The organism is Candidatus Kryptonium sp. (assembly GCA_025060635.1).
In the GTDB taxonomy this organism is placed as follows: Bacteria; Bacteroidota; Ignavibacteria; order Kryptoniales; family Kryptoniaceae; genus Kryptonium.
In genome coordinates this window covers 89,545-102,648 of record JANXBN010000007.1, presented here as the reverse complement: position 1 = coordinate 102,648, position 13,104 = coordinate 89,545, and the positions used below count along the sequence as shown (strand labels likewise).

Annotated in this window: 11 protein-coding genes; 3 read left to right on the top strand and 8 right to left on the bottom strand. The window is 37.4% G+C overall.

Annotation, left to right across the window (positions count from 1 at the left end; genetic code table 11):
* The first annotated feature begins 24 nt into the window (after positions 1 to 24).
* Together accC and NZ923_09330 are read left to right on the top strand one after the other, a co-directional pair.
* Positions 25 to 1,557 carry an acetyl-CoA carboxylase biotin carboxylase subunit gene (gene accC / locus NZ923_09335; protein MCS7230220.1) on the top strand — a complete coding sequence of 511 codons (1,533 nt, stop codon included), beginning with the start codon at positions 25 to 27 and terminating at the stop codon, positions 1,555 to 1,557.
* Positions 1,541 to 2,200, top strand: coding sequence for a methyltransferase domain-containing protein (locus NZ923_09330; protein ID MCS7230219.1), 660 nt, complete (start codon positions 1,541 to 1,543; stop codon positions 2,198 to 2,200). The genes accC and NZ923_09330 overlap by 17 nt, the downstream gene beginning before the upstream one ends.
* On the opposite strand, the gene NZ923_09325 is transcribed toward NZ923_09330, so the two are convergent.
* From NZ923_09325 to NZ923_09315, 3 genes are read right to left on the bottom strand one after another with little or no spacing between them, the layout of a single operon-like run.
* Positions 2,181 to 2,987 (bottom strand): RNA methyltransferase, encoded by an 807-nt coding sequence (locus tag NZ923_09325; protein MCS7230218.1) that lies wholly within the window; start codon positions 2,985 to 2,987, stop codon positions 2,181 to 2,183. The genes NZ923_09330 and NZ923_09325 overlap by 20 nt on opposite strands.
* Position 2,988: 1 nt before the next feature.
* The gene (locus NZ923_09320; GenBank protein ID MCS7230217.1) at positions 2,989 to 4,632 is read right to left on the bottom strand and encodes a methylmalonyl-CoA mutase family protein; all 1,644 of its coding nucleotides are present in this window, start codon (positions 4,630 to 4,632) and stop codon (positions 2,989 to 2,991) included.
* Positions 4,633 to 4,668: 36 nt separating this feature from the next.
* Positions 4,669 to 5,619 carry a M28 family peptidase gene (locus NZ923_09315; protein ID MCS7230216.1) on the bottom strand — a complete coding sequence of 317 codons (951 nt, stop codon included), beginning with the start codon at positions 5,617 to 5,619 and terminating at the stop codon, positions 4,669 to 4,671.
* Between the two features lie 69 nt (positions 5,620 to 5,688).
* Between NZ923_09315 and nfi the strand changes: the two genes are divergently transcribed.
* Entirely contained in the window at positions 5,689 to 6,411 is a 723-nt protein-coding gene (gene nfi / locus NZ923_09310) for an endonuclease V (GenBank protein MCS7230215.1), read from the top strand.
* Here nfi and NZ923_09305 read toward each other — a convergent pair.
* The 5 genes from NZ923_09305 to NZ923_09285 form a co-directional block, all read right to left on the bottom strand.
* Positions 6,408 to 7,709 (bottom strand): radical SAM protein, encoded by a 1,302-nt coding sequence (locus NZ923_09305; protein ID MCS7230214.1) that lies wholly within the window; start codon positions 7,707 to 7,709, stop codon positions 6,408 to 6,410. The genes nfi and NZ923_09305 overlap by 4 nt on opposite strands.
* A complete protein-coding gene (locus tag NZ923_09300; GenBank protein ID MCS7230213.1) occupies positions 7,709 to 9,022 on the bottom strand; it encodes a DUF4921 family protein in 1,314 nt (437 codons plus the stop codon). The genes NZ923_09305 and NZ923_09300 overlap by 1 nt, the downstream gene beginning before the upstream one ends.
* Before the next feature lie 88 nt (positions 9,023 to 9,110).
* Positions 9,111 to 10,556 carry an aminopeptidase P N-terminal domain-containing protein gene (locus tag NZ923_09295; protein MCS7230212.1) on the bottom strand — a complete coding sequence of 482 codons (1,446 nt, stop codon included), beginning with the start codon at positions 10,554 to 10,556 and terminating at the stop codon, positions 9,111 to 9,113.
* Between the two features lie 22 nt (positions 10,557 to 10,578).
* Complete coding sequence (locus NZ923_09290; protein ID MCS7230211.1) at positions 10,579 to 11,772, bottom strand: membrane dipeptidase; 1,194 nt, start codon at positions 11,770 to 11,772, stop codon at positions 10,579 to 10,581.
* A 23-nt stretch (positions 11,773 to 11,795) separates the two neighbouring features.
* On the bottom strand, positions 11,796 to 13,100 hold the full coding sequence (locus tag NZ923_09285) for a 2-oxo acid dehydrogenase subunit E2 (GenBank protein MCS7230210.1): 1,305 nt from the start codon (positions 13,098 to 13,100) through the stop codon (positions 11,796 to 11,798).
* Positions 13,101 to 13,104: the final 4 nt, after the last annotated feature.

Below are 13,104 nucleotides of genomic sequence, written 5' to 3'. Positions count from 1 at the left end.
CAAAAATAAAAAGTAAAAAGCACCATGCGAATCTTAATCGCAAATCGCGGAGAAATCGCAGTAAGAGTTATGCGGACTTGCAAAATGCTTGGTTTTGAAACGATAGCAGTTTATTCTGAAGTTGACAAAGATAAACCATTCGTCGCAATGGCTGACTATGCTGAATGTATCGGTGAAGCAAATCCAGCTGACACCTATCTAAATATGGAGAAAATAGTAAACGTTGCAAAGAAACTAAGAGCAGACGCAATCCATCCTGGATATGGTTTCCTATCCGAAAATGAAGATTTCGCAAAGCTTGTTCAAGATAATGGTATAATTTTTATCGGCCCATCTCCAGATGCAATAAAAAAGATGGGAGATAAACTTGAAGCAAGAGAGATCGCAAAAATTGCCGGTGCCCCAATAGTCCCCGGTTCAGAAAGTCCTATATCAAGCGTGGAAGAAGCTGTTGAAATTGCTAAAAAAATAGGTTTCCCGATACTAATCAAAGCTGCCGCAGGTGGTGGTGGAAAAGGAATGAGAATTGTTTATGAAGAAAGTGAACTTGAATCTGCAATAAGAGGTGCTAAAAACGAAGCGAAGTTCGCTTTCGGTGACGATAGAGTTTACATTGAAAAATATGTAGAAGAACCTCACCATATTGAAGTGCAAATTATCGCAGATAAATTTGGAAATGTAGTTGCGCTCGGAGAAAGGGAATGTTCAATCCAAAGAAGACATCAAAAGGTAATAGAAGAAACACCATCACCAATTGTAACGCCCGAGCTAAGACAAAAACTTTTTGAATCGGCTATCAAAATTTCAAAAGCGGTAAATTATGAAAACGCTGGAACAGTTGAATTTATCGTTGACAAAAACAGGAACTTCTACTTTCTTGAAATGAACACACGCCTTCAGGTTGAACATCCGATAACTGAAATGGTCACAGGAATTGACATTGTCGCAGAGCAAATAAAAGTCGCATTTGGAAACAAGTTAAGTTTTTCGCAAGAAGATATCAAACCTCGCGGTCATGCAATTGAATGCAGAATTTACGCAGAAGATCCACTTAACAATTTCCTTCCGTCAACTGGGAAGATAACGGAGATAAAACAACCAAGCGGTCCGTGGGTCAGAGTTGACGCTGGAATTGAAGCCGGCAACGAAATCACAATTCACTACGACCCGATGATTTCAAAACTGGTAACCTGGGGGAAAGATAGAATAGAGGCAATTGAAAGAATGAAAGTGGCTTTGAGCGAATATAAAATCTATGGAGTAAAAACGACAATACCTTTCTGTCTATGGGTTATGAAAAATGAATTCTTCCGACAAGGTAAATATGACACTCATTTCATTAAAAATCATTTCAATCCAGCAGAGATGAAAAAGGAATTGGAAATTTCAACCGATGGTTCTATATCTACGGAGATAGCAGCTGCCATCGCATCTGGAATTTTGAACCTTGAAAGAAAGCCACAAACATTTGCACCAACTACTTCGCCATCAAAATCAAGGGATTTAAAGAGAAGCGTAAATAGATGGAAACTAAAAAGGTATGAAGCTTTCAGATGAACAATTAGCCATACTGAAACTTTACAAAAACGCAACATTACCAGAAAAACTGAAAATCTATGCGAGGATAATTTTCAACTTCAACCAAATAAAAAAACATCTTGATCGTTATATCCCCGATTCTGGAACTGTTCTTGACTATGGCTGTGGATATGGAATTTTTTCAAACTACTTAAAAATGAAAAACCCAAATCTTAAAATAATTGGCTTTGATATCTCAACGACAAGAATAAATGAAGCGAAAAAATCAGCGATAGACAAAGGAATTGAATTTACAGATAACCTTCAAAGTTTTGAATTTGACGATTTGAAACTTGCTTTGCTAATTGATGTTCTCATCTTTTTAAAACACGAGGAAAAGATCAACTTGCTTAAAAGAATCTATGAATCGCTTGAAACTAACGGCATCGTTTTCATAAAGGACACATTGAAATCAAACTCTTTCAGGTTCAAATACACGAACTTTGAAGAAAAAATAAAGACTAAGTTGAAGGTTTACGGGAAGAATGTAAAACCAGAGCTTAACTACATTACTCCATCGGAGTTTGAATCTATTCTCACGAAAGCAGGTTTCAAAATCATTGAGATGTTTCCAGAGAATCTTTTTCTTTATCCCGGTATTTTCATCGTTGCTCAAAAATAGAATAAGCTCTTTCGGAGAGGATTATTCCAGCCGAGACAGCGACATTTAGAGATTCGGCTTTGCCGAACTTTTTTATTCTAATTGTTGCATCTGAAATTTTAACGAGTTCAGAGCTAACACCATGGGCTTCGCTTCCGAAAATTATTGCTACTTTGTTTTGGTTTTTTAATTCGTGGAAATCAATTTTACCATACGGAGATGTTGCATAAATTTTAAATCCGAAATCTTTCAACTTCAAAAGATGAGATTTCAAATCAACTTCCTGAAGAAATGGGACATTGAAAACCGACCCCATCGTTCCGCGCAATGTTTTTGGATTGAAAACATCAACGCTCATGCTTGACACAAGGATGAGATCAACTTTAAACCAATCGCAAACCCTGAAAATCGCCCCCAGATTTCCCGGCTCCGAAATTCTATCAAGAGCAACAACGGTTGAATAACTCTTTCGTTGAATGCTTTTTAAAACATCATCCGAGTTATATTCAAACATCTTTGCAACCGCAATAATTCCTTGTGATGTTTCAAGTTCCGAAATTTTTTGAAGGTCGTTTTCTTCAATCTCATAAACTTCAATTTTTCGGTTTTTCAGGTAATTTAGAAATTCTTGAGATTGCTTGGAGTTCAAAAATTTTTTTGAATATGCAACGAAAGACAATTCAGCGCCAAATTTGATTGCATCTCTTATAATTCTTTCTCCTTCAAGGACGAAAAGACCAGTTTTGTATCTATATTTTTTGTTTCTCAGAAGTTGAAGTTGTGAGTACTTTTGCTTGCTTATTTTCATTTCAATTTTCCTTGTATTCTCCCCAGATCTCTCTTAAGGTATCCGAAATTTCGCCAATCGTTGCGTAAGCTTCAACGCATTCAATTATCGGTGGGATTAAATTTTCTCCGCTCAATGCGCTTTCTCGCAATCTTTTCAGCGTTGACTTTACTTTATCGTTATCTCTTTCGCATCTTAATTTTCTTAATCTTTCAATCTGCTTTTTGATGGCTTCTTCATTCAATTTGAAAATTTCCACTTTTTGTTTCTCATCGGTTCTAAATTCATTTACACCGACGATTATCTTCTCCTTTCTCTCAATTTTCATTTGATACTCATATGCGCTTCTAGCTATTTCACTTTGCATGAACCCAGCTTCAATTGCTTTCACAGCCCCGCCCATCGCTTCAATTCTTTCAATGTATTCCCAAGCCCTTTTTTCAATCTCGTCAGTTAAATACTCAACAAAATAACTTCCAGCTAATGGATCAATCGTATCGGTCACGCCACTTTCATAAGCAATTATCTGTTGAGTCCTGAGAGCAGTTCTAGCTGACTCTTCAGTTGGCAACGCCAAAGCTTCGTCTTTTGAATTCGTATGTAGCGATTGGCATCCACCGAGGACTGCGGCAAGCGCTTGAATTGTTACTCTAACGATGTTATTTTCAATTTGTTGAGCTGTGAGCGTAGAACCGCCAGTTTGTGCGTGGAATCTGAGTTTCATTGCCTCTGGATTTGTCACCCCAAACTTTTCTTTCATAATCCTTGCCCACATCCTTCGTGCAGCTCTAAACTTTGCGATTTCCTCAAAGAAATTATTATGAGCATTAAAGAAGAACGAAAGCTGCTCGCCAAACTTGTTGACATCAAGACCTGCTTTTATAGCCGATCTTACATATTCAATAGCATTTGCAAATGTGAACGCAAGTTCTTGAACTGCGTTCGCCCCAGCTTCACGAATATGATAACCACTAATTGAGATTACATTCCATTTCGGAAGGTTTTCATTGCACCATTGAAATATATCAACAATCAGCTTCATTGATTGTTCAGGTGGATAAATGTATGTGCCTCTTGCTATGTATTCTTTTAAAATATCGTTCTGTATTGTTCCAGAGATTTTTTTCAAATCAGCGCCCTGTTTTTTTGCAACAGCAACATACATAGCAAGCAAGATTGCAGCAGTTGCATTTATAGTCATTGAAGTTGTGATCTTTTCAAGATTTATCCCATCAAACAAGATTTCCATATCTTGGAGTGAGTCAATAGCGACACCGACACGCCCAACTTCTCCTTCAGCCATTGGATGATCTGAGTCATAACCCATTTGCGTCGGAAGATCAAAAGCAACTGAAAGCCCCATTTGACCATGTTCAAGAAGATATTTAAAGCGTTTGTTTGTCTCTTCAGCTGTCCCAAACCCAGCATACTGACGCATCGTCCAAAGACGCCCACGATACATAGTAGGATAAACCCCACGAGTATATGGATAATCACCAGGAAAACCAAGCTTCGCCATGTAATCAAAGTTTTCATCAGGGAGGTAAAATCTTTCTATTTCAATCCCTGAATCAGTTTGAAACGATTTTTTTGTTTCTTTGAACTTTCCAGAGTTTAAAAATTTGTCTTCCCAGATTTTTTTCAGTTCTTTTAAATCCGCTGTCATTGTTTCTTACACCATTTGTTTATGAGATTGTCAAACTTATTTTTCTGCAATTTTAGGTTTAGTTCTGTAAATTACATTTAGAACAACTGTGCCAACCTTATCAAGCGACTTTGGAGAGCATTTATCAGGCGTGTCCTCAATCGTGTGCCAGTAAGGATAATCAAAATCAATTATGTTGATCGTTCTTACCCCAACTTCGTTTAAAGGAATATGATCATCGTAGACATCATATTTGATCTCATCTTTAAATTCGTAGATCCCAAGTTCACGAGCAATGCCCCAAACATAGCTAACAATATCAGGAGCATATCTAACTGAATTTCCCTCCTTGTAAATTTGTAAATCTTTGTCTCCAACCATGTCAAGTAAAATACCAAATTGAGGATTGTAATTCGGTGGCTTATTCTTAGCAAAATGTTTTGAACCTATGCAAAAATTTTCCAAATCACCCGAGAGTCCGTAATCTTCACCATCAAAGAAAATTATATCAATCCCTATCGGTGGAGGATTATTTTTTAAAACTCTCGCAATTTCAAGTAGCACAGCGACACCACTTGCGCCATCATTTGCTCCAGGAACAGGCATAATTTTCTTTGATGCTTCCTTTTCCTCATCAGCATAAGGTCTTGAATCCCAGTGGGCACAAAGCAATATTCTAAAACCCTCATTCAAATTAAACGAAGCAATTATGTTTGATAATTTAAAAGTTTTTCCAAGATAAGAATGAGTGAACTCTTGCACATTCACGGCGTCAGCATATTTTGAGATTTCGCTGACGAGAAAGTTCTTACATTCCTCATGAGCTGGGGAATTGGGGACGCGGGGACCGAAAGCAACTTGCTTTTTTAGATATTCAAAAGCTATATTTTCATCAAAATCTGGAATCTGAACACCGACTTCACTTTCAGGTTTCGGCTGCTGTTCTTTTTTTTGAGTATTGCAACTTAGGATAAAAATTAACAAAATTAATGGCAGAACTCTTGACATTTTCAAAGTATTATTTCTTGCGAAAATTTTCGCGCAAAGCGCAATTTAAATTAAAAAATCAATTTGCAAATGGCAAATTATAGAACTTTACATCCTTGGGATGTCTCAATTGAAGATGCAATTAAAATACAAAATCAATTACGAGGTCTTGTGAAGATTGAACAATTAAGCGAAAAAATTCGCTATATCGCTGGAGCAGATATCTCGTTTGACAAAGGTTCAAATATAGTTTACGCAGGCATAGTTATTTTGAAATTCCCAGAGCTTGAGGAAATAGAACACTCGCTTTTGATAACCGAGGTTAATTTTCCATATATCCCTGGTCTTCTTTCCTTTAGGGAATCCCCAGCTTTGATCAAGGCATGGGAAAAGATCAAAAATATCCCAGACCTTGTTGTTATTGACGGACAAGGAATCGCTCATCCAAGAAGGTTCGGAATTGCTTCACATTTTGGAGTATTGATTGATAAACCAACGATAGGATGCGCAAAAAGCTTGCTCATTGGCAAATACGAAGAACCAGCCAATAAAGCAGGGAGCTATTCATATCTTTATGATTCTGGGGAGATAATAGGAGCTGTGCTTAGAACAAGAGATAATGTTCAACCGGTTTTCGTTTCCGTTGGGCATAAAATAACGCTTGATGAATCAATCAAACTAATAATGCAGATGATTCGCAACTATAGAATTCCCGAACCAACTCGGCAAGCACATATACTTGTCAATGCCTTGCGTCGCGGTGAGATAAAACCAGGAAAATGGGAAAAACCAGAACAAGAAAGTTTGTTTTAATTTGTCTTTCTCATTTTGTGATATTTTCTCATTACCTCAAGAGGAGGATTAAAATAACCGTAAGCAATGTGCGGAAATTTTTTTCTAATTAGTTTCATCACGGTGCCGACACCAAGCACTTTGCCGTTACCGTTAACCCCAATTAATTCAAGATACCAATCGGGATCAATGTTAAAATTTCGCCATTGTATCATTGAAATGTCTGTTTTTTCTATAAACTTCACCAATTCTTGATATTCTTCAATCCAATCGGTCATCCCTGGAAAAACAAAGTAATTTATTGAAACCCAGCAATTAAACTTCCTCGCTATTTTGATTGACTCAACCACATCATCAAATGAGTAGTTATTTGGTCTATAATATCTGTGGTAGATTTCTGGGATTACGCTGTTCATGCTAACTCTGACACTGTCAAGTCCAGCTTTGCATAGTTCTTGAATTGCATCTGGTTTGCTTGCATTTGTGTTTATATTGATAATTCCTCTTTTTGTTTTCTTTCTTATTTCTTTTATCGCATCTCGGATAACTTCCCACACAAGAAGTGGTTCACCCTCGCAACCTTGCCCGAAGCTAACAACAGGTCTGGGAGCATTTTCAAGATGCGGGACAGCAACCTCAACGATTTCTTCAACTGTCGGAATGAATGTTAATCTGTCTTGAGTATTTGGAACGCCACTTTCCTGCGGCTGATATGAAATACAACCAATACAATTAGCATTACACCCGGGTGAAGTTGGAATTGGTGCTTCCCATCTACCGAGAAAATAATTTCTTGCAGCTGGGCAAAGATAACGAAGCGCGCAATTCTCACCAAGGTGATGAATCAAACGATTTCGGGGATATTGTTTCAACTTCTTGTTCACATTTTCAATAACTAAATTATGATCAAATTGATCGCAATCCTGTCTTCTATCTGGGTCAATTCTTATAGCTGGGACATAAAATTTTCCATCAAGCCATCCAACTGCTGTATATGCGAAAAGTGGAAGAATAGGAGCTTTATTTTCCTTCTCATATGCGGATAAGAACAATTGAGTGTGAGCGGGTGCAATGAAAGCGGCAACAGCCCAGCCATCATCAAACACAACTTTTTTCCCAGTTTTTCTATCAAAACCAATTGGTTTTCTCCCTGGAAGTTCAAACAATTGACTTCCCTCTGGAAGTGGGATTAAATCTTTGGGATCTATCTTAACAAAGTTAAATCCCGTTCTTCCTGCCATTTCAATTTCAGGAACATCATATATATTCCCTCTACCATCGCTATAAACAAGATTAGGAACTCGTCTCATCGCCGTCATTAATGTAGATAATACTTCAATGGATTTGGTTCAACTTTACACTCTTCAGCAATTAGAAGATTTGAAATTTTACCTTTGTCTCTCAACTCAAACAATCGTGGGACAAGTTTATCTCTTAACTCAATAGGTGTAATTGGGTTTATGTAAATGTTTGTTCCGCCTTCAAATCCAGCTGGGACATTTATTCGCCATTTTATTAAAACATGCCAAGGCATTTTATAGACGGAGTCAAAAGGAGTATAATACCATTCTTCATTACATGGAATTTGGTTTCCCATAGCTGCATGAATTGCGTGAACGAGGTCGCTCATATCACGGAGTTCTTCTTCACTTAATTCAAAAGGTCTCCCTGCTCTTGATTTTGAGTAAATTGAGATAGTTGGGAAACGATGCCCGAAACCTGCAAAAGCAACAGCATTCTCATTTTCAGCAAAAACAAGATTATGATATCCTGCAAAATTGACAGCGTATTCATTATATACATTCGGATTTTCTCTAACCATTGCTATTTGCTTTTCTATTGTTGCGCCCCAATCGTCAAGCCCGACAAGCTGCTTATGAAGATGATCAAACGAAGCACCAGCTGGTCTAAGCCAGTTTTGAAAAATAGCAATATATCTGACATAGCGATTTGACCTCATTATGTCAACCATGGCATCAATTGTGAACTTAAAGTACTGATAATGCTCCTCTTGTGTTAACTCTCCCGACGAACACAAATCGCTTGTCCACTTCGCTTCATCAATATAATGCTTTTTCGCAATTATTATCTCGTGACAACCACCAAAAAAACTATCAGCGATTTTCAATTTTTCATCAGTTGGAATTGAATTTATCTCCTCCGGGGTTTTCCCCATCATGCGCAATTTATAGTTAATCAACTCAAGCACATGTTTCATCCCAGCTGGATTTTCAAGATAGGATCTTTTCCACTCTTCTTTCTCTTTTGTGAATCTGTATTCATAGTTTTTTCGCCAGTAATCAAGTGTGACGATCTCAAAAAGATTTCCAACCCTCCTAAATTCAGCGACAGTATCAAAGTATTTGTCTGGCGCTAAATAATCAATTCGTTTATAACTTCCATCTGGTAGTTTAATAAGTCGCGATTTCTCTGGGGGAACCTCGTAATACCTTGTTTGACAAAATGAACAGTAATCTTCAGGATGATGTACTTCAAGAGGTTTAGCTGTTTCTGGAACTTCATTCGCTATTGGTTTATGATTTCTTCCAGGCACTGACCATACTTCGCTTTCCGTAAAGGGATTAATCTGTTTCACTGTTCCATCTGGCATTATCAGATAAAACGGCTTCATAAAAACGAAAAATTTTATTTTGCCTGAACAAAGAGCATTCAAATTTAAATCACAAAATCCAAAAAAGCAAAGAAAAACTTATTGAAAATCAATCAACAGGCTCGTTTCCAACTCCCTTTCTCCTCATAAGTCGTTCAATTTCATCAACTGTTTTAGGAGCTCCAGAAGAAAGAATGAGATAACCTCCATCCGTAACGAGAATATCATCTTCAATTCTAACGCCAATGTTCCAATATTTAGGATCACATTCAGAGCCAGCAGGTATGTAAATTCCAGGTTCAATTGTTATAACCATTCCAGGTTCAAGGTTTCCTGGCGTACCAACATCATGGACATCAAGCCCAAGGTAATGAGTAACGCCATGCATGAAGTATTTTCTGACTTCGCTTTTATCTTTTATAATTCCAAGCTTTAATAATCCTTCAGCGATCACATCTGAAGCCTTCAATTGAAGATCAACAAAGCTTACACCTGGTCTAACCATTTTTATCGTTTCTTCTTGCGCTTTGAGGACGATTTCGTAAATTTCCCTTTGCTCTGGTGTAAATTTACCATTTGCTGGAATTGTCCTCGTGACATCTGCGCAGTAATTGCCATATTCTGCACCAATATCAACTACGATTACTTCACCATTGTTAATTTTTTTCCTGTTTGAGTTATAGTGTAGTATCACGGAATTTTCACCGGAACCTATAATTGATGGAAAAGCTGGATATCCAGCACCAAGTTTCGTAAAGACATATTCCGCTATCGCTTGAAGTTCATATTCATACATTCCCGGCTCACACGACATCATGACCTGACGGTGTGCCTTAACAGTTATGTCAACTGCTTTTTTGATAAGTTCTATTTCCTCTGGTTTCTTCTTCATTCTCATCCTTGCAACGATTGCAGTAGGATCTGAAAATTGCAACCTGCCTCGTTGCGAGCTAACGATGGATTCAAGAACACTAACGATTTCTCTTGTGCTTCCATCATTACAACCCGTTGGATATGGGAAATAAAGTATTTTAGCTCTTGAAGCAAATATAATGGCTCGTATCACATTTTTAAATTCTTCTATCGGTAAAGCGAGTTGAATTCCGAGTTTTTCCATCGCTCCTTTCGTGCCAAGAGTTCGTCCCGTCCATATTTCACGAAGTGAATCCCTTTCCTTTAAAAATAAAACTTCACGAATTTTAACATCAGCTTTTATTGTATCAAGTGTGAAATCATAGTATTTCCCCGTTGCTCTCGTTGCAAGCTTTAAAACAGATGGAGCAAATCCGACCGGGACAAGGACAAGCACAGCGTCTGGTTCTTCAAGACCAGTTAGATAAAAGAAGTTGTTATCTTGCTTAAACCTGTATTCAACATTATTTGATCTTATCTTCGGAGAATTTGAATAAAAAACTGCAACCGCTTCGTTGCCGATTTGTTTCATAAACTCTTCTCTATTTGCCTTAAAAAAAGACGCAGGTAAAAATTCGCTACCTTGAGACAACACAAGAGAGCTGAAAAAAGCAACGATCAAAAATGTTTTTATGATTCTCATTTTGCATTCCCAATTTTTATTTTTATCCGCAGACCTGTTTAAAAACCCTTAGGAAATTTCCCCCTAAAATTTTCTTTACATCTTCAACTGAATATCCCCTCTCAAGAAGTTTCCTCGTTATGTTCGGTAGAAATGTGACATCATCCATCTCAAGTGGCGTGATGCTTATCCCGTCAAAATCAGAACCAAGTCCAACATGATCAACACCTACCAACTTTGCAATATAATCTATATGATCAATTAAAACATCAAGCGGTGGACGAAGTTCATCTGCAATTTTCAAAATAAGCTGACGTCTTGCCCTGCGATATTCTTGAGGATTGTTTTCATATAATGCTTTAATTGAATCAAATTGCGCTTTGTATTTTTCCTCAAGTTTTTTCCGCTTCGTGTTAAATGTTGAATCAATATATTCAGCGTAGAAATTAACAAATACGACTCCGCCCGTTTGCGCAATCGCTTTGATTTGTTCATCCTTCAAATTTCTGTAGTGTGGACAAAGTTTATAGACACTCGAATGTGAGGCTATGACAGGTTTTTTAGTTATCTTTATGACATCCCAAAAAGCTTGTTCACCAAGATGTGAAACATCTATTAACATCCCAAGTTCGTTCATTTTCTGGATAACCTCTTTTCCGAACTCACTTAAACCTTTTCTTTTGAGATTTGGATTCATAACCTCATCTCGTGCTGATGTAACCCAATCCAAGCTGTTTTCCCAGGTCAAGCCGAGATATCTTGCCCCTCGCTTATATAGCTGTTCAAGTTTCTCAATGCTGTTTTCTATTGGATGCGCACCCTCAATTCCAATTAATGCACAAATTTTCCCATCGTTTATGGCTTTCTCAAGTTCTGCAAAGTTAGTGACAATGGCAATTTTATCGCTGTTTCGTTTCACAATTGAATAAAGCGTGTCAATCATATCATTTGCTCTTTTAAATGGATTTTTTTCAAAAGCAATTGGATCGACCCATATAGCAAAAACTTGCACATCAACCCCACCTTTTTTCAACCTTACCAAATCGGAATGTCCATTCTTTGTTTCAACCGTTATATCTTCACCACTCATTGCGCGAAGGAGGACATCGTTGTGCGTATCCGCAACAATTGCATCGTAATGGAGTTTCAAATAATCAATTTTATCGTGATTTGGATTTTCCTTTTGTGCACATGCGGTCAAAAATAGCGTCAACAGAAAAAGCAATACCTTACGCATTTTTCGTCAAGTTTATTTTTGGTTTAAATTATCCCTTTGAAATCAAAATTTTCAAGATAATAAACTACCCTCTCAAGAAATCTTCCGCCAAGAGCTCCATCAATGATCCTGTGATCAAAAGATAAAGTCAGAAAAGCAATTGAACGAATTGCGATATAATCTTCGCCATTTTTAGTTATCACTACGGGGCGTTTTTTTACTGCGCCAACCCCAAGAATCGCAACTTGCGGTTGATTTATGATCGGAGTTCCAATTATATTACCAAAAACACCGTAATTCGTGATGCTAAATGTTCCACCTTGAATATCATCAGGTGTTAATTTTTTGTTTCTTGCTCTTACGACGATGTCATTAACAGCTCTTGCAAGCCCGATGAAATTCTTCTCGTCAGCGTTCTTTATCACTGGAACTATTAGCCCGTAATCTGTGGCAACTGCAATTCCGATGTTTATATATTTTTTAACTATGATCTTATCGCCATCAATACTGCTATTTATAAGTGGAAACTCCTTCAAAGCCCTAACAACAGCATCAACAATAAATGGTGTTAAAGTAAGTTTAAATCCTTCTCTCTTTTGAAATTCATCAGCGTTTTTATTGATGAAGTTCATAATCTCCGTCATATCACATTCAGAGATCGCTGAAACATGTGGCGATGTCCTCACACTCCGAACCATATGCTCCGCCATTGCTTTTATAACATGGCTCATTTCAATTATTTCAACTTTACCTTCTGGATAAACTTCATACTTTGGAGTTGGTATTTCCACTTTTTCAATTTCTTCGGCTCTTTTCACCATCTGTTCAACTTTAGCCTTTTTCTTCTTCGCTTCTATATAGTTTAAAAGATCATTTTTAGTTAATCTACCACCGTGCCCTGTGCCTGGTATTTTTTCAAGCTCATCAATAGTTATCCCCTCACGCCTTGCGATCTCCCGCACAACTGGTGAATAAAACCTTTTTGTCCTAATAGGTATCTCTTCATAAACGAAGTTTTCAAACCTCTTAAATTCTTCTTCGGTTTTCTTTTCAGCAATAGGTTCAATTTTTTCTTCTCTTGCTGTGATTGTTTTTACAGTTTCCTCTGAGACTTCTGTCTCTATGTATGCAATAACAGTGCCAACAGCGATCGTTTCGTTTTCTTTGAATAAAATCTCAGTCAAAATTCCACTTGCAGGAGACGGAATTTCAGTATCAACTTTATCAGTGCTTATTTCAAGCAAAATTTCGTCCTTTTGAACTCTATCGCCTGGTTTTTTATGCCACTTTAAAATTGTTCCCTCTTGTAAGCTTTCGCCCATTTTCGGCATTATGACTTCTACTCTCATATTA

Coding starts and splice junctions, on each gene's coding strand:
- NZ923_09320 (MCS7230217.1), bottom strand. CDS start 4,632: ATGACAGCGGATTTAAAAGAACTGAAAAAAATCTGGGAAGACAAATTT.
- NZ923_09325 (MCS7230218.1), bottom strand. CDS start 2,987: ATGAAAATAAGCAAGCAAAAGTACTCACAACTTCAACTTCTGAGAAAC.
- NZ923_09285 (MCS7230210.1), bottom strand. CDS start 13,100: ATGAGAGTAGAAGTCATAATGCCGAAAATGGGCGAAAGCTTACAAGAG.
- NZ923_09330 (MCS7230219.1), top strand. CDS start 1,541: ATGAAGCTTTCAGATGAACAATTAGCCATACTGAAACTTTACAAAAAC.
- accC (MCS7230220.1), top strand. CDS start 25: ATGCGAATCTTAATCGCAAATCGCGGAGAAATCGCAGTAAGAGTTATG.
- NZ923_09290 (MCS7230211.1), bottom strand. CDS start 11,772: ATGCGTAAGGTATTGCTTTTTCTGTTGACGCTATTTTTGACCGCATGT.
- nfi (MCS7230215.1), top strand. CDS start 5,689: ATGGCAAATTATAGAACTTTACATCCTTGGGATGTCTCAATTGAAGAT.
- NZ923_09315 (MCS7230216.1), bottom strand. CDS start 5,619: ATGTCAAGAGTTCTGCCATTAATTTTGTTAATTTTTATCCTAAGTTGC.
- NZ923_09305 (MCS7230214.1), bottom strand. CDS start 7,709: ATGACGGCGATGAGACGAGTTCCTAATCTTGTTTATAGCGATGGTAGA.
- NZ923_09295 (MCS7230212.1), bottom strand. CDS start 10,556: ATGAGAATCATAAAAACATTTTTGATCGTTGCTTTTTTCAGCTCTCTT.
- NZ923_09300 (MCS7230213.1), bottom strand. CDS start 9,022: ATGAAGCCGTTTTATCTGATAATGCCAGATGGAACAGTGAAACAGATT.